Here is a 22,182-nt window from a genome sequence, read left to right as displayed (position 1 = left end):
AGAAGAGGGTGGGACGGTCTCTTCGACCAGTCTCTCAGAGGTCCGGCTGGTTCAGCACGTAGGGGCCGATCTGGCTCTGCAGGTCGATGCAGGTGCCGGACCGGCGGCCCATCGTCTCGTCGACGACGATCACCGGGATGCCGGCCTGGCGCATCTGCTCGCGCAGGCGCTCGGAGAGCTGGGCATAGGCCGGATCGCGCCGGGACGAGGCCTGGAGCAGGATGGCGGCCGGGCGCGCGATGACCGCGAGCACGTCATGCGCCGCCTCGAGGGAGGCGGTGACGCTGGCGTAGCCGAGCTCCGCGAGCTCGGCGGCGAGCGAATGATCGATCGCACGGTGGCCGTCGTCGACCACGAGAACTTGTTGCAGCGCACCCATGAGCATCAGTGCTAGCCCATCCTTCGTCCCTTGGAAAGAGACCCGTGTGACAACACACATGGGGGCGGTTGGTTCGCCGGCCACGTTTCGGACGTGACCGTGCCGCCCGATCCCTGAGCGGCGGATGAACCGATTCGATGCGGCGCATCATTCGGTGGCGACGGAGCGCACGGCCTTCGCCCAACCCGTTCCGGCGAATCGGCAAACCGGCTTTCGGCACCGCAATCGCGGATCGGCGGCGGGCGCCGCGGCCGATCGCCGGAGGGCGCCGCGGTCCCCCGGCTGGCAGCCCGGACGGCGGGCGGTTCAGGCCCGCCGGATGGCGAGGGTGCGGTCGTCCTCGATGCCCGCGGCGAAGGGCGAGGGCGCCCAGGCATCGACCGTCTCGGGGATCGCGATATCGCGCTGCAGCGGTTCGGCGTGGCAGGCCCGGCCCCGGAAGGCGAGGCGCCCGTCCGGGTCCCGCCGCAGGGCCATGAGGGTCGAGAACAGGTGGGCGCGCTCGGGATGGGTCAGCGCCAGGGCGACGTCGTTGGCCTCCCGGGCACCGGCCAGGAGGGCGGTCTCGTCGAAGGCGACCACGTCGATGATCGGGCGATGGGCCTCGGAGGCGAGGGTGCGCGGACCGAGGCGCCCCGGGGCGCGATGCGCGAGGACGATGGCCTCCAGCGTCCGCGGTAGGCGGCTGGCGGCGAGGTTTCGCTCCAGCGCCGCCGGCACGACGAGGCGGGTCGGCAGCGGCCGGTCGAGGGCGTCGGCGAAGCTGCGGGCCTCGAACACCGGCAGCGTCTCGAGGCCGGCGCCCGCCACGAGGGCCGCCCCGAGGCCGGTCACGAGGCCGCGCAGGTCGCTCTGCGGCACCAGGCTGAGGATGCGGTCCCCGGGCTGGACCCGGGCGGTGACGAGGTACACGGCGATGGCCGCCAGCAGGGCGTCGCCGCTGCGGTGGACCGGATGCGCGGGATCGCCCGCGGTGAAGCTGATGAGGCCGCCGGGCCCGGGGGCGAAGGGGCCGCCCGCCTGGTCGAGGGCCATGGCGTCGAGGCTGATCACGCCGTCCGGAACGTCCGGGCCGAAGGCGGCGAGGTAGCGCAGCCCGAAATACCGGACCGCGACCCGGCACAGGCGCTCGGCCAGGGCGAGGGGGCCGAACCGGGTCTGGGTGATGACCGCCGGGAGCGCGGCCTGCTGCACGGCGGCGAGGAGGCCCTCCTCGTCGAGGCTCAGCGGCAGCAGGCAGGGGATGTGGCCGGCGGCCTCCACGGCCAGGTAGGCGAGGAAGCTCTCGGAGCTGCCCGGGAGGGCGAGGCCGATGCGGCTGCCGGGGGCCAGGCGCCAGCTGCGCAGGCCGTTGGCGAGGCGGGCCACGATCTCGGCCGCCGCCCCGTAGGTCCAGGTGATGGCGGGCCGCCCGCTCCAGAGGGGCTTGTGCGGCGGATCGACGAAGGCGACGCGATGGGGATGGGCATGGGCCGTCCCCGCCAGAAGGGTACAGAGACGCTGCGCCCGGGGCGGAACCCGCGCGCTGTCGGGCCCCGCGCCCGCAGGGCTCCCCGGCGTGGCCCCGGACCCCACCAGGGCCGGACGGCCGGGCCCGGGTGCGGACCCGCCGGCCATGCGGCGGCTGGCCTGGGACAGGGGGATTCCCGCCCGGACCGAGTCCAGGAGATGGGAGGCTTGGAACTGGGCTGCTTGCTGCGCCGGCACGTACGCTGACTCCCGCGACCCTTCGTTCATGAAGGCTTAGGGTTAAGTTCGCCTTAACCCCGGAGCCGCCGCAGCCCCCCGGCCACGGCCGTGGTGTCATGTCTTCGCCGCATTCGGGGGGAAAGCAGGCCGCCCTGTCGTCGGGACGGGACTGCGCCGTCGAGGGCGCGGTCCGCGGGTTGCCGCGCGGTGGCGGAGGCTCTCATCCGCTGCACCGCTGCGATCCCGGTCCAGTCATGATCTCGGCCCAGGGGGATGTCGGCTTCGAAGCGATCTCGGTCGAAGGGTACCCGTCCGGCGGGCCTGGTGCGATGTATGCGCCGGGCAGGGGCCGAACGGACGTCCGAACGCCCGAAGCGCCCTTGAAGTCCGAACCGTTCGATGCGAATCCGCGCCCCAGCTTCGAGGCGCATCCCGCGAGCCGAATCCGTTACGCCGTATCTTAAGGGGTCAGAGCTGATGTTCTTCGCCAACCGTCCCGCGCGCCCGCTGCGCGTCGCCGCGTTCCTCGCCCTGGCGGGCCTTACCGGAATGGCGGGGGTTGCCGGACCGGCTCTCGCGCAGGGAGCCAAGGGCAAGGCCGCGCCGGCCCCGACCGCCCCCGCGCCGACGGCGCCCCCGGCCGCCGCTCCCACCGGGGCGGCCCAGACGGGCCCGCAGATCGTCAACGTGAAGTCCGATCCGGCCCAGACGGAATGGACCAAGGTCTGCGGCAAGGACCAGGCCAGCGGCACCGACGTCTGCTACACCACCCGCGACTTCGTCTCCGACCAGGGCCAGCCCGTGCTCGCGGTCGCCGTCTACGAGATGAAGAACGCCGCCCAGAAGCAGGAAGTGCGGGTGATCCGCTACCTGCTGCCCCTCGGCCTGCTGCTGCAGCCGGGCATCCGCTTCACCATCGACGGCCAGCAGGGCACCGCCGGCAAGTTCGCCGTGTGCTTCCCCAACGGCTGCTTCGCCGAGGCCGGCAATGTCGGCCCCGAGCTCGTCGCCGCGATGAAGAAGGGCACCACCCTCAACGTCAGCGTCCAGAACCAGACCCAGCGCGAGGTCACCTTCGCGGTGCCGATCACCGGCTTCGGCAAGGCCTTCGACGGCCCGGCCATCGATCCGAAGGTGCTGGAGGAGCAGCAGAAGAAGCTGCAGGCGGAACTCGAGAAGCGCAGCGAGGACATGCGCAAGAAGCTCGAGCAGCAGAACGCCGCCGGCGCTGCACCGGCCGCCGGTGCGCCGGCCGCCGCGCCGAAGCCCTGAGGATCGCGACTCCGCCGGCCGCTCGCGCGGCCGGCCTTCCTGAACGCAACGAGGCCGGGCGCGATGCCCGGCCTCGTTGCGTTTCACGGGCCTGTCTCCCGGCGCCGACCGCGCCGGCGGGGTCTCAGTTGGCGTGGGCTGCCCCGCGCATCCGGTAGCTGCCGTCGGCGCCGCGCTCGAACACCTCGGCGATGCCGGTATGCCGGAGGGCCTCCCCGGAGGTGTCGGTCACGAGGTTCTGCTCGGACACGTAGGCGACGTATTCGCTCTCCGCATTCTCGGCGAGCAGGTGGTAGAACGGCTGGTCCTTGCGTGGCCGGACCTCCTCGGGAATCGCCAGCCACCATTCCTCGGTGTTGTCGAACACCGGGTCGATGTCGAAGACGATGCCGCGGAAGGGATAGATGCGGTGGCGCACGACGGCACCGAGGCCGAACTTGGCGGTTCTCATCACGGAATCGGCAGTGATCGTATCGGTCATGCGATAGAAAATAAGCGGCTCCGGGCCACTTGTCATCGGCGGTGCTCCGCCGATGACGAAGGGGAGGGGAAAAACCCTCAGGCGAGACCGTAGGTCTTGGCGAGTTCCGGATCCTTCTCGGCCACGAGCTTGGCGAGATCGACGATGACCTTGGCCTGCTTCCAGGTGGCGTCGTCCTGCATCTTGCCGTCGAGCATCACCGCGCCGGTGCCGTCGGGCATCGCCTCGACGATCCGCACCGCGAAGGCGACCTCCGCCGGATCGGGGGCGAAGACCCGCTTGGCGATGGCGACCTGATTCGGGTGCAGGGTCCAGGCCCCGGCGCACCCCATCAGGAAGGCGTTGCGGAACTGGGCCTCGCAGGCCTCGCCGTCGGAGAAGTCGCCGAAGGGGCCGTAGAAGGCCTTGAGACCGTTGGCCATGCAGGCATCCACCATCTTGGCGATGGTGTAGTGCCAGAGGTCCTGCTGGGCGGAGGCCCGGGCGGCGCCGTCGCTCGTCGGGTCGGCGATGACCCGGTAATCCGGATGGCCGCCGCCGACGCGGGTGGTCTTCATGCCGCGGGAGGCCGCGAGGTCGGCGGGTCCGAGGCTCATGCCGTGCATGCGGGGCGAGGCGGCGGCGATGGCATCGACGTTGGCGACCCCCTCGGCGGTCTCGAGGATGGCGTGGACGAGGATCGGCTTGGTCACGCCGTGCCGGGCCTCGAGCTGGGCCAGCAGCTGGTCGATGTAGTGGATGTCCCACGGCCCCTCGACCTTGGGCACCATCACGACGTCGAGCTTGTCGCCGACTTCGGCGACGATCTCGAACAGGTCGTCGAGGATCCAGGGCGAGTTCAGGGCATTGATGCGGGTCCAGAGGCCGGTGCCGGACGCGGCGAAGTCGGTGGCCCGGGCCATGGCCACGAAGCCCTTGCGGGCCGCCTCCTTCTGGTCGATCGGCACAGCGTCCTCGAGGTTGCCCAGCACCACGTCGACGGTGGCGGCGAGCTCCGGCACGCGGGCCCGGACCTTCTCGTTGTGGGGCGGCACGAAGTGGATCATCCGCTCCAGCTTGACGGGAAGCTCGCGGAAGGGGGCCGGTGCGCCGGTGGCGAGCGGCTGGAAGAAGCGGCGTGGCAGTTTCATGGGTGGTTCTGGCTCCCGGGAGTTTCTTTGTGTGAGATCGGCGTCCCGAACCAGCGGTTAGGGCAAGGCCGGCCCCGCCGTAAAGGTGCGCGGGCGCACGCAAGCCGTTTGCCATGCCGCCATCGCGGTGCGCGCGGCGGAACGCCCGTCTCCGGCTCACGTTCTCACGATCGAGGGGGCACCTCACGGACGACGAAGGACGGACCCATGTCCGGATCATCGACCCGGCGGACTGGCTTCCGCCATCCGGTGCTGCTTGGAGCAGCCCTGATCGGTCTCGGCCTTCCGCAGACCACGTTCGCCGCCGAGCGCGCCAAGCCGGCCGCCGAGAAGCAGGTCCAGTCCGCGACGCAATCCGGGCGCGTGGCCTTCACGGCCGCCGAGGCCGCGACGGCGTGGCCCGACGGACTGGCGGCGGGGCTGCGCATTCCCGGCGACGATGCCGCCGCCTTCCGCACCCTTCTCGATGGAGCCTCGGCCGCCAACCGGCCCTGGCTCGTGCTCTCGGGCGGGGGTGAGAACGGCGCCTACGCGGCCGGCCTGCTCAACGGCTGGAGCGAGGCCGGCACGCGGCCGGATTTCGGCATCATCACGGGCGTCAGCACCGGCGCGATGATCGCGCCCTTCGCCTTCATCGGCACCGCCGGCGACGCGGCCCTGCGCCAGAACTACACCGAGATCTCCGCCGCGGACGTGTTCGAGTTCGGCGGCACGAACGAGGCCCTCACCGATACCTGGCCCCTCAAGCGCCGGATCGACCGGGCGGTGACCCCGGCCCTTCTCAAGGCGGTGGCCGCGGAGCACGCCAAGGGCCGCCGGCTCCTGGTGGCGACCACGGCAGTGGATGGCGAGCGGCCGGTCCTGTGGGACATGGGGGCCATCGCGCAGACCGGGGGCCCGAAGGCGCTGGCGCTGTTCCGCTCGGTGATCCTGGCCTCCTCGGCCGTGCCCGGAGTGTTTCCCCCGGTGATGATCGACGCTGTGGCGGGCGACGGCAAGCATTTCCAGGAGATGCACGACGACGGCGGTACCACCGCGCCGTACTATCTCGCCCCGGAAGCGATGCTCCTGGCGAAGGATCCGGCGCCCTTGCCGACGCCTCAGGTCTACCTCGTCGTCAACAACAGTCTGGCGCCCGACTTCCAGATGGCGTCGCGCACGACCCTGAGCGTGCTCGGCCGCTCGATGTCGGCGGCGATCAAGGCACAGACCCGCGCCGCGCTCGCCCTCAGCCAGGGCTTCGCCCGGCGCACCGGCCTCGACCTTCAGGTCGCCCAGATCGACGGGCGCTTCGGGAAGACCTCCACTGCGCCGTTCGACCAGGGGTATATGAAGGCCCTGTTCGCCCACGGCGTCGCCCTGGGCAAGTCCGGCACCGCCTTCCAGGACGGTACGGCGGACCCGGCGGCGGAGATCGCCACCGGCTCGGTCGACCGGCGGGTGGCCCGGGAGAGTCCCGCTCAGGACGGCCCGGTCCGGAGCGTGGCCGGGCGCTGATCAGCGCATCAGGCTCGGGGCGCCGAGGCGGGGCAGCACGCCCTCGCGCATGACGATGCGGCGCAACGGGCCGATCGTCGTCATGGCGAGGAGGCCGAGGCCGCGCAGGGCGTCCACCGGCAGGAGGTCGGCGAGCAGGCTGCGGTTGAGCGCGTCGACCGCGGTCGACCGCAAGCGCGCGTCGAGGTCGCGCCCGCGGGCAAAGCCGGCCAGCGCCGCGCGCGAACCCGGGTCGCGCCCGTCCGCCACCGCCCGCATCACCGCGTCGCGCAAGGACGCGGCGTCGCGCAGGCCGAGGTTGAGCCCCTGTGCGCCGATGGGCGGGAAGACGTGGGCGGCCTCGCCGATCAGGGCGAGGCGGGCCGCGACCGGGCTCGGCACGGACAGGCCCCGCATCGGCACGAGGCCGCGCGGCCCGTCGACGCGCATCGCCCCCAGCATCGCCTGGGCCTGGCGCTCCACCGCCCGGGCGAGGGCCGCATCGTCGCAGGCCGCCAGGCGCTTGGCGGGGCTCTCGCCCATCACCCAGACGAGGCTGGAGCGGAGCCCACCGGGCAGGGGCACCAGGGTGAACGGCCCCTGCCGGGTGTGGAACTCGGTGGAGACGTCGCGGTGGGGCCGCGTGTGGGCGAGGATCGTCGTGATGGCGCTCTGCGGATAGGACCAGGTGCGGGGCACGATGCCGGCGGCCTCGCGCAGCTTCGAGCGGGCGCCGTCCGCCCCGGCCACGAGACGGGCCGACAGGGTGGCGCCCCCGGCCAGCGTGATCGTGGCGGCGTCCGCGCCGGCCGTGAAGCCCGCGGCGTCCTCCTCGAACAGGGTCAGGTTGGCGGCCGAGCGGGCCTCGGCGCGCAGGCCCTCGACGAGGCGGGCGCTCTCGACGTTCCAGCCGAAGGCGTCGAGGCCGATCTCGGTGGCGACGAAGCGGGCCGGGGGCGGGCGGAACAGGCTGCCGGTGTCGTCGACGATGTGGAGCTCGGCCAGGGGACTCGCCTGGGGCGCGATCGCCGCCCAGACCCCGAGGGCGTCGAGGAAGCGCACCGAGCCATCAAGGAGCGCCACCGTGCGCCCGTCGGCCACGGGGGCGTGCCGGCCGACCAGGGCGGTGGCGACGCCGTCGCGGGCGAGCGCCAGGGCGAGGCTCAGGCCCGCCGCGCCGGCCCCGACCACGGCGACCGCGAAGGTCTCGGACGGGGGAGCCTCGGATTTCGCAGGAAGTGTCGCCACGGCGTCGCGGTCTCCAGAACGGCATCGGGCAGTGCATCGGCCGGCAAGAGCCCGGCCGACCGAAAGAACCTGACGCTTACAGAGGCGTGTCACCGCGCCGGTCAAGGCCGCGATGGTGCCGCAGGGGCGGGGCTTGTACCATCCGGCGCAAGGCCGCGAAACTCGGCGACCCGGAGGCCCACCCCGATCATGAGCCTGTTCATCGCGCTGCTGGCGCTCGGCTTCCTGATGCTCGTCGCCTATCGGGGCTTTTCCGTCATCCTGTTCGCACCGGTGGCGGCCCTGCTGGCGGTGCTCCTCACCGATCCGTCGGCGGTGCTGCCGGTCTTCTCCGGCCTGTTCATGGAGAAGATGGTCGGCTTCGTGAAGCTGTACTTCCCGGTGTTCCTGCTCGGCGCGGTGTTCGGCAAGGTCATCGAGATGTCGGGCTTCTCCCGCTCCATCGTGACCGCCGTGATCGCGCTCGTGGGCGCCCGGCGGGCCGTGCTCTCCATCGTGCTGGTGTGCAACCTGCTCACCTACGGGGGCGTCTCGCTCTTCGTGGTGGTGTTCGCGGTCTATCCCTTCGCGGCGGAGGCGTTCCGCCTCAGCGACATCCCCAAGCGCCTGATCCCCGGCACCATCGCGCTCGGGGCCTTCTCCTACACGATGGACGCGCTGCCCGGCACGCCGCAGATCCAGAACATCATTCCCACCACCTTCTTCGGCACCAACACCTGGGCCGCCCCCTGGCTCGGGCTGATCGGCGCGGCCTTCATCCTGGGGGTCGGCGTCGGCTATCTCGACCGGCGCATCGCCGCGGCCAGGCGCCGGGGCGAGGGCTACGGCACCGGCCACAGCAACGAACCGCAGGTGATGGACGCGGCGTCCCGCGCGCATCCAGCCATCGCCCTCCTGCCGCTGATCGTGGTGGGGGTGGCGAACCTCGCCTTCACGGCCCTGATCCCACGCCTCTACGGCGCGAAGGCCGAGACGGCCCTCGCCGGCCTCGACAAGCCCATCGTCACCGCGGTCTCGTCCGTGACCGCGATCTGGGCGGTGGAGCTGGCGCTGCTCGCCGGCATCCTCACGGTGCTGGTCTTCGCCTGGCGCCCGGTCTCGCAGGGCTTCGCGGAGGGCAGCCGCGCGGCGGTGGCGGGCTCGCTGCTGGCGGCGATGAACACCGCCTCCGAATACGGCTTCGGCGCGGTCATCGCGGCCCTTCCGGGCTTCCTCGTCATCCGCGACGCCCTCTCGGCGATCCCGAACCCCCTGGTCAACGAGGCCGTGACGGTGACGGCGCTGGCCGGCATCACCGGCTCGGCGTCGGGCGGCATGAGCATCGCGCTGGCGGCCATGTCCTCCACCTTCATCGCGGCCGCGCAGGCCGCCCACATCCCCATGGAGGTGCTGCACCGGGTCGCCGCCATGGCGAGCGGCGGCATGGACACCCTGCCCCACAACGGCGCGGTCATCACCCTGCTGTCGGTGACGGGCCTGACCCACCGGCAGGCCTATGCCGACGTCTTCGCCATCACGCTCCTGAAGACCGGGGCGGTGTTCCTGGTGATCGGGGTCTACTACCTCACCGGCATCGTGTGAGCTGGCGCCGTGCCTGGGCGAAGCCCGGATTCGTCCGTGCCGAAGGGATCAACCGGATCCGGCGCGGAGCGGCGGTTCCTCCGGTTCGACGAGCCGTAGGGTGAGCTGCGTGAAGGGCCGGATGTCCCAGGCCGGACCGGCATGGAACATCATCACTACGGGCCGGCGGGCCAGCACCTGGAATTCCGGCAGTCCCGCCTCCGGGCGCAGGATCGTGCCCGGCTGGACGGCGGGGTCGTACCCGGCAGGACGTATCCACACGATCTCATCCATTCAGCCGATCCATCGTCATGGTCGTGCCGCGCCCTCCCGGCGGGACCGGGACGGCCGCATCCCGGCGCCGGAGCCGGGAACGGCTCGCGGGACGGGGGCCGGTTAACCTGCGTTAATCACGCGGCCGCCGTGGACGCAATCGGAGAGCTGCGGGAGTCCGATCCGGTGCGCCAGCGCACATGGACTGGCGGGAGCGGGATGAGAACCTGCACCATTGCCGGCATACCGGGACCGTCTATGGCGCAGATCATCGCGGCCGGTGGCCCCGCACCCGTCCCGCCCCAGACCTACACCGAAGACCCACACTGAGGAACGACACGATGCCGAAGGCGATCCAGGTTCACGCGTACGGCGGCCCCGAGGTGATGCGCTACGAGGACGTGACGCTGCCGGCCCCGGGCCCCGGCCAGATCCACGTCCGGCAGACCGCCATCGGCGTCAACTTCATCGACATCTACTTCCGCTCGGGCGCCTACAAGGCGCCGCAGCTGCCCTTCACCCCCGGCAAGGAGGGCGCCGGCGTGATCGTGGCGCTCGGCGAAGGCGTCACCGGCTTCCGGCCCGGCGAGCGGGTCGCCTACGGCTCGGCCGCGAGCACCTATGCGGAGGAGGCGGTGATCGAGGCGAGCGCCGCCGTGCACCTCGCCGACGACATCGACGACAAGACCGCCGCCGCGATGATGCTGAAGGGCCTCACCGCCGAGTACCTGCTGCACCGGACCTACGCGGTGAAGCCGGGCGACACCATCCTGTTCCACGCCGCCGCCGGGGGCGTCGGCCTCATCGCCTGCCAATGGGCCAAGCACCTCGGCGCCACGGTGATCGGCACCGTCGGCTCGGCGGAGAAGGCGGAGCTCGCCCGCGCCAACGGCTGCGACCACGTCATCCTCTATCGCGACGAGGATTTTTCGGCCCGCGTCCGGGAGATTACGGGCGGCAAGGGCGTGCCGGTGGTCTATGACGGCGTCGGCAAGGACACCTTCCCGGCCTCCCTCGACTGCATCAGCCCGCTGGGCCTGTTCGTCAGCTTCGGCTCGGCCTCCGGCCCGGTGGACGATTTCAGCCTGGCGCTGCTGGGCCAGAAGGGCTCGCTCTACGCCACCCGCCCCTCGCTCTTCGCCCATGCGAGCAAGCGGGAGACCCTCGACGCCATGGCCAAGAACCTGTTCTCGGTGGTGGCGAGCGGCGCGGTGAAGATCCCGGTCCACAGCACGGCCCGGCTCGCCGACGCGCAGCAGGTCCACCGGGATCTCGCCGCCCGCAAGACCACCGGCGCCACGGTGATGATCCCGTGATCCGGTCGTCCCGGGATCGGAGGATCGCGTGATCCCGGGAGCCCGGGACGTCCTCCTCGTCATCGACGTGCAGGTGGACTTCCTGCCCGGAGGGGCCCTCGCCGTGCCGGACGGCGACGCCGTGGTCGCGCCGGCGAACCGCCTCCTCGGCCTGTTCCCGCACGCGGTGCTGACGCAGGACTGGCACCCGCCGGGGCACGTCTCCTTCGCGACGAGCCATCCCGGCCGGGCGCCCTTCGACACCGTGCCGCTCGCCTATGGCCCGCAGGTGCTGTGGCCGGAGCATTGCGTGCAGGGCAGCGCCGGGGCCGCCCTCGCCCCCGGCCTCGCAGCGGACCGCGCCGAACTGGTGATCCGCAAGGGCCACCACCCGGGGGTCGACAGCTATTCGGCCTTCCTGGAGGCGGACCGCCGCACGCCCACGGGGCTGGCCGGCTACCTGCGTGAGCGCGGCTTCACCCGGGTGGTCCTGTGCGGCCTCGCCACGGATTACTGCGTAGCCTGGAGCGCCCGCGACGCGCGGGCGGCCGGCTTCGAGGCCCTGGTGGTCGCGGACGCCGTGCGGGGCATCGACCGGGACGGCTCGCTGGCGCAGGCCTGGACCGAGATGGCGGCGGCCGGGGTCGGGCGGATCACGAGCGGGGCGATCGGAGGCGGGTAGGCCTCCGAGGCCTTCTCCCGGCAGCACTGCCCTGTCCGGACAAGGCGCGTTCCGCTCCCCCTTAGGACAGGGCGATCGCAGATGCCGATCGGCTCTTCGGAAACGCTCTCGCAGCCCCCGTCATCCCGGGGCCGCGCAGCGGAGCCCGGGATCCTGAAACACAGGTGATGCAAGGCCCCGCACCGTCAGCCGCTCCGGACTTGCGTGCGCGCCCCTTCGGGTCCGGGCTCGTGCGGCGCCCCGGAATGACGGCGCGCCACCCTCTGCGATGGACCTGCCCTCGTGGGGGCACTCAACCACCCCACCGCCTCCCCACAAGGTGGGGGGAGGGGTGCATAATCCTACACCGCGCTCCCGTAGAGATCGTAGGCGTCCGCGCGCTCGATCTTCACGGTGACGATGTCGCCCACCCGCAGGGGCCGGCGCGCCGTGACGTGGACGTTCCCGTCGATCTCGGGGGCGTCGTATTTCGAGCGGCCCTTGGCGACGGTGCCGTCGGCCGCGTCGATGATGACGGGCAGGCGCTTGCCGATGCGGGCCTTCTGCAGGCGGGCGGAAACGGCCTGCTGCGCCTCCATGAAGCGGCGCTTGCGCTCGGCCTTGACCTCCGGCGGGACGAGGTCGCCGAGGCCGTTGGCCACGGCGCCGGCCACCGGCTCGAACTCGAAGCAGCCGACGCGCTCGAGCTTGGCTTCGCGAATCCAGGTCAGCAGCTCCTCGAACTCGGCCTCGGTCTCGCCGGGGAAGCCGACGATGAAGGTCGAGCGGATGGCGAGATCGGGGCAGATCTCGCGCCAGCGCCGGATGCGCTCGAGCTGGCGCTCCTGGTTGCCGGGCCGGCGCATGCGCTTGAGCACGGACGGGCTCGCGTGCTGGAGCGGCATGTCGAGGTAGGGCAGGATCTTGCCCTCGGCCATCAGCGGAATGACCTCGTCCACGTGCGGGTAGGGGTAGACGTAGTGCATCCGCACCCAGGCCCCCAGTTCGCCGAGTTCGGCGGCGAGGTCGTAGAACTTCGCCCGTACCGCGCGGTCGCGCCAGGGGCTCTCCGCGTAGCGGATGTCGACCCCGTAGGCGGAGGTGTCCTGCGAGACCACCAGCAGTTCCTTGACGCCGGCCTTCACCAGCTTCTCGGCCTCGCGCAGCACCTCGCCGGCCGGCCGGCTGACGAGATCGCCGCGCAGGGAGGGGATGATGCAGAAGGTGCAGCGGTTGTTGCAGCCCTCGGAAATCTTCAGGTAGGCGTAGTGGCGCGGGGTGAGCTTCACCCCCTGCGGCGGCACGAGGTCGAGGAACGGGTCGTGGGCCGGAGGCACCGCCGCGTGCACCGCCGCCACCACCGATTCGTAGGCCTGCGGCCCGGTGACCGCGAGCAGGTTCGGATACTTCTCGCGGATCTCGTCGGGCTGGGCGCCCATGCAGCCGGTCACGATGACGCGGCCGTTCTCCGCCATGGCCTCGCCGATGGCCGAGAGCGACTCGGCCTTGGCCGAATCGAGGAAGCCGCAGGTGTTGACGATGACGACGTCCGCGCCGTCATGCCGCCGGGCGAGCTCGTAGCCCTCCGCCCGCAGGTGCGTGAGGATGCGCTCGGAATCCACCAGCGCCTTGGGGCAGCCGAGGGAGACGAAGGAGATTTTCGGCGCCGCCTTGGCGGGGGCCGGCGGCAGGGGGGATGCGGTCATGGATGCTCGTCGGGCCGGACCGGCTGCGGAAGAACCGGATCGGCCGTGGACTCGGGGGAGGGCGGGACAAAGAGGTTGACAGCCCTATAACGGGATTCGCGCGCCCAAGCGAGCCGGGCGGGTCCGAGCCATGCGCGGATCGCGCTTTTGCCACGGCATCGCGCATGCCACCTGTGCATGATACCGCAGGCCACGACGGATGCGTCGGCCCCCAATGCTTCGGCACACCGGGATCGTCGGTCCGTCGCCGCCCCAAAACCTTCGAGTCGTCATGTGGATTGCTGACATCCCGTTCGTCGAGCCCGTCGCGGCGGCCGAGGCCCTGGCCGCCCTGCCGGGGCTCGCCTTCCTCGACAGCGCCATGCACCACGACACCCTGGGGCGGACCTCGACCCTGGCGGCGGACCCGTTCGGGCGCTTCCGGTTTCGCAATGGCCAGGCCACCCTGGATGGGCGTCCCGTCCCGGGCTCCGGCCTGGAGGCGCTGCGCGCCTGCCTCGCCCCCTACCGCACGGCGCGGGACCCCGATGGCCCGGCCTTCGCGGGCGGCGCGATCGGCTACGTCGCCTACGATTTCGGCGCCGCCCTGGAGCGGGTGGCGCCCCCGGCCCGGCGGGCGGGCCTCTGCGACGACATCGCCTTCAACCTCTACGACACGGTGCTGAGCCTCGACCACGCGACCGGGCGCTGCCGCCTTCTCGCCACGGGCTTTCCCGAGACCGACCCCGCCGCGCGCGAGGCCCGCGCCCGGGCCCGGCTGACGCAGTTCACCCGCCTGCTGGAAGGCGCGCATCCGAGCCCCGAGCCGGCGGCGCAGGGGCCGCTGGCCTGGCGCTCGAACTTCACCCGCGCCGGCTACGAGGCGGCCGTGGAGCGGGTGCGCGACTACATCCGCGCCGGCGACATCTACCAGGCCAACATCGCCCAGCGCTTCGAAGCCGACCTGCCGGAAGGCTTCGATCCGTTCGCCCTCTATCGGCGCCTGCGCGCCACCAACCCGGCGACCTTCGGCGCCTATCTCGACTTCGAGGACCTGCGGGTCGCCTCCAGCAGCCCCGAGCGCTTCCTCAAGCTCAGCGGGCGGGCGATCGAGACCCGGCCGATCAAGGGCACGGTGCGGCGCGTGGCCGATGCGGCCGCCGACGCGCGCCTGGGCGAGGCGCTGCAGGCCAACGCCAAGGAGCGGGCCGAGAACATCATGATCGTCGACCTCCTGCGCAACGACCTCTCGCGCATCTGCGAGCCCCACAGCGTGCGGGTGCCGGTGCTGTGCGGCCTCGAATCCTACGCCTCGGTCCACCATCTCGTGTCGGTGGTCACCGGAACCCTGAAAGCCGACATGGACGCCCTCGACCTGATCGCCGCCACCTTCCCGGGCGGCTCGATCACCGGCGCACCGAAGCTGCGCGCCATGGACATCATCACGGAGATCGAGAGCGACGCGCGCGAACTCTATTGCGGCGCCATCGGCGCCCTCGGCTTCACCGGCGACCTCGACACCGCCATCGCCATCCGGACGGTGTTCATGAACGACCGCACGGCCGTGCTCCAGGCCGGCGGCGGCATCACCCTGCTGTCCGAGCCGGGCCCGGAATACGAGGAGACCCTGACCAAGGCCGCGCGGGTGTTCCAGGCCTTCGAACCTGAGGCGGGGAGGGCGCCGTGATCCTCGTCATCGACAACTACGACAGCTTCGTCTTCAACGTGGTGCGCTACTTCGAGGAACTGGGCGAGACCGTCCGGGTGGTGCGCAACGACGCCCTCGACGTCGCCGGCATCCGCGCCCTGGCGCCCGAAGCGATCGTGATCTCGCCCGGCCCCTGCACCCCGGCGGAGGCCGGCATCTCGCTGCCCGCCATCCGGGCGCTCTCCGGGGCGGTGCCGCTGCTCGGCGTCTGCCTCGGCCACCAGGCCATCGGGGCGGCCTTCGGCGGCCGGGTGGCGCGCGCCGGGCGCCCCCTGCACGGGCAGGCGACGCCGATCCGGCACGATGGGGCTGGGCTCTTCGCCGGCCTGCCCGACCCGATGCAGGTCGGGCGCTACCACTCGCTGATCGTGGCGCCGGAGGCCGGCATGGCCGACCGGCTCAGCATCGATGCGGTCTCGACGGAAGGGGAGGTGATGGCCCTGTCGCACCGGACCCACCCGACCTGGGGCGTGCAGTTCCACCCGGAATCGGTGCTCACCGAGAACGGGCACGCCATCTTCGCCAATTTCCTGCGACTGGCCCGCGACTGGCGCGCCGACCACGCCCTGCCGGCCCAGACCGATGCTGTGGTTTGACGGCGGCCTCACCGAGGGGCCGGTGCCCTTCGACCTCGGCGACCGGGGCCTGACCCTCGGGGACGGGGTGTTCGACACGGCCCTCGCCCGCCAGGGCCGCATCCTGTTCGAGGCCGCGCACGTGGACCGCCTGGCGGCCGCCACCGCGACGCTGGGCTTTCCCGTGGCGCCGGAGCGCATTGCCGAAGCGATGCGGGAGCTCGCCGAAGCGGCGGGCCGGGTGCATCCCCTGGCGGCGATCCGCACCACCGTGACCCGGGGCTCCGGCCCGCGCGGGCTCGGCCCCCCGGCCGCGCCCCGGCCGGTGCTGTGGGCGAGCGCCGCCCCGGTGGGCGACGCCCTGGCCTTCGCGCCCCTGACCCTCCACCCCACGGAGATCCGCCGCAACGAGACCTCGCCGGCCGCGAGCCTGAAGACGCTGGGTTACCTCGACGCGGTGCTGGCCGCCGGCGCGGCCCGGGCAGCCGGCTTCGACGAGGCCCTGTTCCGCAACACGCGCGGGCACGTCGCCTGCGCAGGCACGGCCAACCTGTTCGCGGTGGTCGACGCCACCCTCGTCACCCCGCCCCTGTCGGACGGCGTCCTGCCGGGCATCCTGCGCGGCGAGGTTCTGTCGGGATGCGCTTCGCGCCTCGGCCTGCCCGCCGCCGAACGCAGCGTCGGCCTCGAGGCGCTCCTGCGCGCCGACGCGGTGTTCGTCACCAATTCCCTGCGGGGCCTCGCCCCCGTGACGGCGATCGGCGAGACCGCCTTCGCGAGCGCCGACCACCCCATAGTGGCGGCCCTCATCGCCGACCTGCGCGACGCCTTCGCGCCATGAGGGCGCCCGATCCATGAGGACGCCGCGCTTCTGGTGGCGCCTGCCCCTGATGGCGGCCTACGGCTTCATCGGGATCGTGCACCTGGCCGCCCCCGACGCCTTCCTGCCGATCATGCCGGGCTGGGTGCCGGAGCCCCGCCTCACCGTGATCGTCACAGGCCTGTGCGAGCTCGCCGGGGTGCTCGGCCTCGCCTGGGGCCCGACCCGGCGCTGGGCCGGGATCGGGCTCGCCCTCTACGCGGTCTGCGTCTTCCCGGCCAACCTCAAGCACGCCCTGGAGGGCATCGTCGTGCCGGGCCTGCCCGACAGCTGGTGGTACCACGGCCCCCGGCTGGCGTTTCAGCCGTTCTTCGTCTGGTGGGCCCTCTATGCCGGCGGGGTCGTCGACTGGCCGTTCGGCCGGCGCCCGGCCTGAGCCCCAGGGCCCACCCTTCGGCGGTGCCCACGGCGTCAGCCCTTCTCCGCGACCTTGACCGCCGCCCAGGCCGCCTCCATCGCGTCAAGATCGCTGTCGGCTAGGTCGCGCCCCTCCGCGACGAGGGTCGCCGCCATCGCGGTGAAGCGGCGCTCGAACTTCATATTCCCTTCTCGTAAGGAATATTCCGGATCGATCCCAAGGTGGCGGGCGAGGTTGGCCACCGAGAACAGGAGGTCGCCGAGTTCCTCCGCCACCGCCGCCCGGGTGCCGTGGGCCATGGCGTCCGCGACCTCGTCGATCTCCTCGCGCACCTTCAGCACCACCTGGGCTGGATCGGTCCAGTCGAAGCCGTAGGTCGCGGCCTTGGCGGAGAGCTTGTGGGCGCGGGTCAGGGCGGGGAGGGGCAGCGGAATGCCGGCGAGCGGGCCGGTCTCCCGCGGCGGCTTGGCCCGGCGTTCCTCCGCCTTGATCGCCTCCCATTGCCGCGCCACCGCCGCGGGATCGCGCCGGGGCGAGCCCGTCGGCAGCAGGGTTCCGTCCGGCGCGAACACATGTGGGTGGCGCCGGACCATCTTCTCCATCACCGCCCGGACCACGTCCGGGAACGCGAACAGCCCGGCCTCCTCGGCGATGCGCGCGTGGAACACCACCTGGAGCAGCAGGTCGCCGAGCTCGTCGCGCAGGTCGTCGGTGTCGCCGCGCGCGATGGCGTCGGCGACCTCGTAGGCTTCCTCCACCGTGTAGGGGGCGATGCTGGAGAAATCCTGCGCCACGTCCCAGGCGCAGCCGGTCTCCGGGTCGCGCAGCTGCGCCATCAGCGCCAGCAGATCCTCGATCCTCACTCCACCGCCTCCGCGTCATGCCTCGATCCGCTTCCCTTAGCGGATCGAGGGCCAACCCGTGAGGCTGGGGATGGAGGTGGGAGAAGCAGTGGCTTCCTCTGGAAAATTCCCACAAAAAGCCTTGGCCGGGGGGGTGTTCGTTCTTCCGAACGGTTCCCGCGCCCTTAGGAAAGGTATCAGTAAGGGATTCTCAGAGAGTCATTTCTGAGAGTTATATGGGGGCGTCGAAAGCCGTTCTGCTGCAGGGGTTTGGCGGGTGTTCGCGCATCGAACTCTGCGCAAGTCCGTATCGAACTCTGCGCGGGCCCGCATCGAACTCTGCGTGTCCGAACCCGGCCGGCGCATGGGATTCTGCGTGCCTGCGTATCGGGTTCGGCGTGGATCGGCGGTCGCAGCGGTGAACTCTGGGGATTGTGCCGAATCCGGCCCCGTATCGAACTCTGCGTCGGCGCGCGCCGGCCGGATCCGGCCCGTCCACCGGCGTCGGTTTTCCCCGTCCCGGCCGGTGGATAGCCGGGATGACGCCGGTCTTCGGCCTGGGCCGGCGAGACTCCGCGGCGGGGAATCGGGCATGGTCGCCCCGCGGCGGGGTCCGGGGATGTCGATCCCCGGGCGGGTCTTCTCGGGCTGCCCGAGGGGCGCCGCCGGGAGCATGGGGCGGGGGCGCGTGGGGATCGAGGACACATTGGCGGGCATCCGCGACGCCGACCTCCTCGCCGAGGTGGAGGCGGCCCGGGGCAGCTTCCTATTCGCCACCATCGCGGAGACCATCCTGCATCGGCAGCGGGCCCGGGACGCGGAGGCCGCCGCCCGCGGCGCCGTGGCCGGCCGGCGCCAGGCCATGGGCCGCGACCAGCGACGCCGGGACGCCATCCGCGAAGTCATCGAGACCGAGCCCACGGGCCCGGAGAACCTGCAGCACATCCACTCGGTGCTGGCCCTCTGCGGCCTGCCCTATCGCGACCCCGGCGACGCGCGCGAATTCTTCCGCGAATACGGGCGGAACTCCCTCAGCCTGCTGGCCGGACGGCTGAAGAACCCCGCCACCGGCGAGATGGAGTTCCAGGGCCTGCCCTACGGTCCCAAGGCCCGCCTCGTGCTGCTGCACCTCTGCACCGAGGCGGTGCGCCAGCGCAGCCCGACGATCGCGGTGGCCGACAGCCTGTCGGGCTTCATGAAGGAGATGGGATTCGCCGTCACCGGCGGCGAGCGCGGCACCATCCGGCAGTTCAAGGAGCAGCTCGCGCGGCTCGCCGCCTGCACCCTGCAGATCGGTCTCTGGGACGGGGCGGGCAGCGCCAGCACCCTCAACGTGCCGCCCTTCCGCCAGCTCGACCTGTGGCTGCCCCAGGGAGCCGACGGGGTGGTCTGGCAGAAGAGCGTCCAGTTCCACCAGGATTTCTACGACAACCTGATCCAGCACGCCCTGCCGGTGGACATCCGGGCGGCCCGGGCCTTCTCGGGCTCGGCCCGCAAGCTCGACCTGCTGTTCTGGGTCGGATACCGCCTGCGCGCCCTGCAACGGCCCCTGCGCCTTACCTGGGACAACCTGCACAAGCAGTTCGGCGCCGACAACGCCAGCATCCGCAGCTTCCGCCAGGCCTTCAAGGCGGATCTCGCCCACCTGCAGGAGGTCTTCCCGAAACTGCCGATCCGCCTCGACGACGGCGGCATGCTGCTCCAGCCCGCCGACCCGAGCGCCCTGCTGATCCCGCCGCGCGGGGCCAAGCTGCCGCGCAAGGCCGCCGCGTCGGGCTGAGCCACATGTTCCCTTAATGGAATGGAATAAAGGAAGGAATACGGCTTGTTCCCCTTTCGCAGATAAGGAATAAGGTTTGGAATTCTGGGTCGCTTCGTCGCCCGTGGAATATTCCAAGAGGATTCGATGTTCCTGTCCGAAGCCGAGGCGGAAGCGGCCCTGCGGGATTTGCGGCGTCGCCGCGACGAGCTCGACCGGGCCATCGCCGACCACCAGCTCTACCTCGAGCTCGGCCGCCGCCTGCGGCCGATCGGCCCGGCGCCGGCCGCCGAGGCGGAGACTTCCCCGCCCGGCGCCTGGGACGCGCCCGCCCGCCCGCCCGCGGCGGAGCCGGCCTCGCTTCCGGAGCCGGTCTTCGTGCCAGGACTGGATTTCGTCTCAGGACACGGCGTCGTGCCAGGGCAGATCTCGGGTCCCGGACAGGCCGAGCCTGCGCGCGCCGGCGAGGATCTCGTGGCCGCGCGCCGGCACGGGCGCGCGCTCGTCGCGGCGGCCGTGAACCTGCTGCACGAGGCCGGCCGGCCCCTCCATGCCGGCGAGATCTGGCAGGGCCTCACCGCCCTCGGCTTCGCGCTTCCCGGCCACGATCCCGTGGCGGCCCTCAACACCCGCCTGTGGAAGCGCTCGGGACCGGGCGGCCCGCTGAAGCGCCTCGGCGAGGCGGTCTACGCCCCGTCCGAGGAGGATGACGATCTGGGCTGACCCGCGCCGCCGGTCCGGCGCGCCGGAAGCGTTCCGTCCCGAGACGGCGGCGTTGACATCCGGCCCCCTGATCCCCGGTTCCGCTGCGCGGCCCCGGGATCAGGGGGCTGCGAGCGGGCTTCGGCGCGACGCTCCGCCCATGCGATCACGCGCCACAGCAGAGGGTCATTCGGGCAGGGCGAACACGGTGAGCTGGCCGCCGAGCGCGGTGTAGCGCGCCAGCGCGGCGTAGCCGCCGACCGCGCCGGCGCCGTCGTTCGGGTCGGTGAGGCCGGCCGCGAGGCCGATCCCGGCCCAGCCGCCGACGCCGGAGAGCACGGCGACGTATTGCCGGCCCTCGTGCAGGTAGGTGGTGACGTTGCCGACGATGCCCGAGGGCGTCTTGAAGCGGTAGAGCTCGTGGCCGTCCCGCGCGTCGACGGCTTTGAGATAGCCCTCGAGGGTCCCGTAGAACACCACGTCCCCGGCGGTGGCGAGCACGCCGGACCAGACCGAGAACGGCTCGGGAATCGTCCAGCGGATCGCCCCCGCGACCCCGTCCCAGGCGGTCAGGGTTCCGGTGCGGGGATCGTCGGGTGCCGGGTGCAGGCTCACGGTGGCGCCGACATAGGGCAGGCCGGGGGTGTAGGAGACCCGGAACGGCTCGTAATCCATGCAGATGTGGTTGGTCGGCACGTAGAACAGCCGGGTCCGGGGCGAGTAGGCCGCCGGCTGCTGGTTCTTGGCCCCGATGGCGCCGGGGCAGATGCCCGTGGTGGTCTCGTCCTCGCCCGAGGATTCCGGCGCATGGCGCGGGTCGAGCACCGGGCGCCCGTAGCCCGGCGAGGCCCGGTCGAGGTCCACATGGGTCGCCCAGTTCACGGAGCGGTCGAACTTCTGCGCCACCAGGAGTTCGCCGGTGGCGCGGTCCAGGGTGTAGCCGAAGCCGTTGCGGTCGAAATGGGTGAGGAGCGGGCGGGGGACGCCGCCGACCGCCGCATCGGTCAGGATCATCTCGTTCACGCCGTCGTAGTCCCACTGGTCGTGGGGCGTCATCTGGTAGAGCCAGCGGGCGATGCCGGTGTCGGGGTCGCGGGCCACGATCGATGCCGCCCAGCGGTTGTCGCCGGGGCGCTGCGCCGGGTTCCAGGTCGAGGGATTGCCGGTGCCGTAATAGACGAGGTCGAGGGCTGCGTCGTAGGCGAACCAGCCCCAGGCGCAGCCGCCGCCGGTCTTCCACTGGTCGCCCTCCCAGGTCTTCAGGGAGGAATCCCGGCCGATGGGCTTGCCGAGCGACGTCGTGCGCGCGGGGTCGACCCGCATCTGTTCGTCGGTGCCCGTGGCGGTGGCGCGCCAGAGCCGGCCGCCGGTCTTCGCGTCGTAGGCGGTGACGTGGCACTGGACCCCGAACTCGCCGCCCGAGAGGCCCACCAAAACCTTGCCCTTCACCGGCAGCACGGCGGCGGTGTTGGTCTCGCCCCGGGCCGGGTCGCCGTTGCGGACCGACCAGTTCACCCGTCCGGTCTTCGCGTCGAGGGAGACCAGGGTGGTGTCGGCCTGCTGCAGGAAGAGCGCGCCATCCGCGTAGGCGAGGCCCCGGTGGACCGTGTCGCAGCACAGGAGGGCCATCACGGCCGGGTCCTGCTTCGGTTCGTAGCGCCAGAGGATGCGGCCGTCGTGGTCGAGATCGAGGGCCGTGACGGTGTTGGGGAAGGGGGTGTGGACGTACATCACCCCGTCGACCACCAGGGGCGCACCCTCGTGGCCGCGCAGGATCCCGGTGGAGTAGGTCCAGGCCACCCGGAGCCGGCCGACATTGGCGGCGGTGATCCGGTCGAGATCCGAATAGCGGGTGTTGGCCGCGTCGACCGTGGGCAGCACCGTCTGGGCCGCGGCGGGACCCGGGAGGACGCTCGCCAGCAGGGCGAGCAGGGGGATGGCGCGCATGGGACTCCCGGTTGCGGGTGCGGAGACGGTCGCTTCCCCTCCCCGTGCCACAGCCGGGCGCCGAAGCGAAGGGACCGGGCGGTGCGCGGCCGCCCGATCCCTCCCGGAGAGACCCGATCCTAGAAGTAGGGCCCGAAGGGCGGGCGCGGGCGGTAGTCGCCGTAGCGCGGTCCGTAGAAGGGACGGGGGCCGTAGAACGGCCGCGGGCGATAGTCGCCGTAGGGGCGGTACATCGGCCGGCAATAGCCGAACCGGTTCGGGA

At 72.0% G+C, this 22,182-nt stretch carries 20 protein-coding genes; 11 read left to right on the top strand and 9 right to left on the bottom strand.

Annotated features, from left to right (window positions below):
• Nucleotides 1-34: 34 nt before the first annotated feature.
• The gene (locus ASF20_RS13920) at nt 35-379 is read right to left on the bottom strand and encodes a hypothetical protein (protein WP_056222214.1); all 345 of its coding nucleotides are present in this window, start codon (nt 377-379) and stop codon (nt 35-37) included.
• 306 nt (nt 380-685) lie between these two features.
• Nucleotides 686-2,086, bottom strand: a complete 1,401-nt coding sequence (locus ASF20_RS13915) for a class I adenylate-forming enzyme family protein (protein ID WP_244476435.1) — start codon at nt 2,084-2,086, stop codon at nt 686-688.
• A 459-nt stretch (nt 2,087-2,545) separates the two neighbouring features.
• On the opposite strand from ASF20_RS13915, the gene ASF20_RS13910 reads away from it, so the two are divergent.
• Nucleotides 2,546-3,340, top strand: coding sequence for an invasion associated locus B family protein (locus tag ASF20_RS13910; protein ID WP_056221942.1), 795 nt, complete (start codon nt 2,546-2,548; stop codon nt 3,338-3,340).
• Nucleotides 3,341-3,464: 124 nt separating this feature from the next.
• Here the strand turns inward: ASF20_RS13910 and hspQ are convergent, their stop codons facing one another.
• Nucleotides 3,465-3,791, bottom strand: coding sequence for a heat shock protein HspQ (hspQ, locus tag ASF20_RS13905; RefSeq protein ID WP_244472571.1), 327 nt, complete (start codon nt 3,789-3,791; stop codon nt 3,465-3,467).
• 107 nt (nt 3,792-3,898) lie between these two features.
• Nucleotides 3,899-4,951, bottom strand: a complete 1,053-nt coding sequence (locus ASF20_RS13900; RefSeq protein ID WP_056221945.1) for a CoA ester lyase — start codon at nt 4,949-4,951, stop codon at nt 3,899-3,901.
• Nucleotides 4,952-5,158: 207 nt separating this feature from the next.
• On the opposite strand from ASF20_RS13900, the gene ASF20_RS13895 reads away from it, so the two are divergent.
• Nucleotides 5,159-6,448: a patatin-like phospholipase family protein gene (locus ASF20_RS13895; protein ID WP_056274985.1), complete on the top strand. Its 1,290-nt coding sequence runs from the start codon at nt 5,159-5,161 to the stop codon at nt 6,446-6,448.
• Here the strand turns inward: ASF20_RS13895 and ASF20_RS13890 are convergent, their stop codons facing one another.
• Nucleotides 6,449-7,675 carry an FAD-dependent monooxygenase gene (locus ASF20_RS13890; protein ID WP_056274983.1) on the bottom strand — a complete coding sequence of 409 codons (1,227 nt, stop codon included), beginning with the start codon at nt 7,673-7,675 and terminating at the stop codon, nt 6,449-6,451.
• 189 nt (nt 7,676-7,864) lie between these two features.
• Between ASF20_RS13890 and ASF20_RS13885 the strand changes: the two genes are divergently transcribed.
• Nucleotides 7,865-9,256, top strand: coding sequence for a GntP family permease (locus ASF20_RS13885; protein ID WP_056274980.1), 1,392 nt, complete (start codon nt 7,865-7,867; stop codon nt 9,254-9,256).
• Nucleotides 9,257-9,304: 48 nt separating this feature from the next.
• Here ASF20_RS13885 and ASF20_RS13880 read toward each other — a convergent pair whose 3' ends face one another.
• Nucleotides 9,305-9,529 carry a hypothetical protein gene (locus tag ASF20_RS13880; protein WP_056221957.1) on the bottom strand — a complete coding sequence of 75 codons (225 nt, stop codon included), beginning with the start codon at nt 9,527-9,529 and terminating at the stop codon, nt 9,305-9,307.
• A gap of 320 nt (nt 9,530-9,849) precedes the next feature.
• Here ASF20_RS13880 and ASF20_RS13875 point away from each other — a divergent pair, with 320 nt between their 5' ends.
• Together ASF20_RS13875 and pncA are read left to right on the top strand one after the other, a co-directional pair.
• Entirely contained in the window at nt 9,850-10,824 is a 975-nt protein-coding gene (locus ASF20_RS13875) for a quinone oxidoreductase (protein WP_056274978.1), read from the top strand.
• A 28-nt stretch (nt 10,825-10,852) separates the two neighbouring features.
• Nucleotides 10,853-11,485 (top strand): bifunctional nicotinamidase/pyrazinamidase, encoded by a 633-nt coding sequence (pncA, locus tag ASF20_RS13870; RefSeq protein WP_056274976.1) that lies wholly within the window; start codon nt 10,853-10,855, stop codon nt 11,483-11,485.
• 341 nt (nt 11,486-11,826) lie between these two features.
• Here pncA and rimO read toward each other — a convergent pair whose 3' ends face one another.
• Entirely contained in the window at nt 11,827-13,170 is a 1,344-nt protein-coding gene (rimO, locus tag ASF20_RS13865) for a 30S ribosomal protein S12 methylthiotransferase RimO (protein WP_056221965.1), read from the bottom strand.
• Nucleotides 13,171-13,441: 271 nt separating this feature from the next.
• Here rimO and pabB point away from each other — a divergent pair, with 271 nt between their 5' ends.
• Genes pabB through ASF20_RS13845 form a run of 4 tightly spaced genes read left to right on the top strand, consistent with a single transcriptional unit; the run spans nt 13,442 to nt 16,688 of the window.
• Complete coding sequence (gene pabB / locus ASF20_RS13860) at nt 13,442-14,836, top strand: aminodeoxychorismate synthase component I (RefSeq protein ID WP_056274975.1); 1,395 nt, start codon at nt 13,442-13,444, stop codon at nt 14,834-14,836.
• Nucleotides 14,833-15,453, top strand: coding sequence for an aminodeoxychorismate/anthranilate synthase component II (locus ASF20_RS13855; RefSeq protein ID WP_056274973.1), 621 nt, complete (start codon nt 14,833-14,835; stop codon nt 15,451-15,453). Before pabB ends, ASF20_RS13855 begins: the two co-directional genes overlap by 4 nt.
• Nucleotides 15,440-16,273, top strand: a complete 834-nt coding sequence (locus ASF20_RS13850) for an aminotransferase class IV (protein ID WP_056274971.1) — start codon at nt 15,440-15,442, stop codon at nt 16,271-16,273. Before ASF20_RS13855 ends, ASF20_RS13850 begins: the two co-directional genes overlap by 14 nt.
• A 13-nt stretch (nt 16,274-16,286) precedes the next feature.
• Nucleotides 16,287-16,688 carry a DoxX family protein gene (locus ASF20_RS13845; protein WP_056274969.1) on the top strand — a complete coding sequence of 134 codons (402 nt, stop codon included), beginning with the start codon at nt 16,287-16,289 and terminating at the stop codon, nt 16,686-16,688.
• Nucleotides 16,689-16,723: 35 nt separating this feature from the next.
• Here the strand turns inward: ASF20_RS13845 and mazG are convergent, their stop codons facing one another.
• The gene (gene mazG, locus ASF20_RS13840; protein WP_274534755.1) at nt 16,724-17,533 is read right to left on the bottom strand and encodes a nucleoside triphosphate pyrophosphohydrolase; all 810 of its coding nucleotides are present in this window, start codon (nt 17,531-17,533) and stop codon (nt 16,724-16,726) included.
• Nucleotides 17,534-18,185: 652 nt separating this feature from the next.
• Here mazG and ASF20_RS13835 point away from each other — a divergent pair.
• Both ASF20_RS13835 and ASF20_RS13830 read left to right on the top strand, forming a co-directional pair.
• Nucleotides 18,186-19,292: a replication protein RepA gene (locus ASF20_RS13835; protein WP_056274967.1), complete on the top strand. Its 1,107-nt coding sequence runs from the start codon at nt 18,186-18,188 to the stop codon at nt 19,290-19,292.
• Between the two features lie 126 nt (nt 19,293-19,418).
• Nucleotides 19,419-19,994: a hypothetical protein gene (locus ASF20_RS13830; protein ID WP_056274965.1), complete on the top strand. Its 576-nt coding sequence runs from the start codon at nt 19,419-19,421 to the stop codon at nt 19,992-19,994.
• A 165-nt stretch (nt 19,995-20,159) separates the two neighbouring features.
• On the opposite strand, the gene ASF20_RS13825 is transcribed toward ASF20_RS13830, so the two are convergent.
• Nucleotides 20,160-21,920 carry a methanol/ethanol family PQQ-dependent dehydrogenase gene (locus tag ASF20_RS13825; RefSeq protein WP_056274963.1) on the bottom strand — a complete coding sequence of 587 codons (1,761 nt, stop codon included), beginning with the start codon at nt 21,918-21,920 and terminating at the stop codon, nt 20,160-20,162.
• Between the last annotated feature and the right edge of the window lie 262 nt (nt 21,921-22,182).

The organism is Methylobacterium sp. Leaf88, from assembly GCF_001422795.1.
Classification (GTDB): domain Bacteria; phylum Pseudomonadota; class Alphaproteobacteria; order Rhizobiales; family Beijerinckiaceae; genus Methylobacterium.
The sequence above is the reverse complement of the archived record's forward strand: the minus strand, read 5'-3'. Positions and strand labels throughout refer to the sequence as shown.